Consider the following 201-nt stretch of genomic DNA (forward strand, 5'->3'; position numbering starts at 1 on the left):
TTTTGGTTGCGGGGACAGGATTTGAACCTGCGACCTTCGGGTTATGAGCCCGACGAGCTACCGAACTGCTCCACCCCGCGATAATAAGAGTAACTACATAAATAAATCTGGAGGAGGAAGGGGGATTCGAACCCCCGCGGGTTTTGACACCCCTGTCGGTTTTCAAGACCGATCCCTTCAGCCGGACTTGGGTATTCCTCC

General features: G+C 53.7%; 2 tRNA genes. Both read right to left on the bottom strand.

Going from position 1 to position 201, the window contains the following annotated elements:
- Positions 1-3: 3 nt before the first annotated feature.
- Positions 4-80: transfer RNA gene (locus tag K9V48_RS28930), tRNA-Met, on the bottom strand.
- A gap of 28 nt (positions 81-108) precedes the next feature.
- A tRNA-Ser gene (locus K9V48_RS28935) sits at positions 109-201 on the bottom strand.

This window comes from Metabacillus rhizolycopersici (assembly GCF_020075705.1).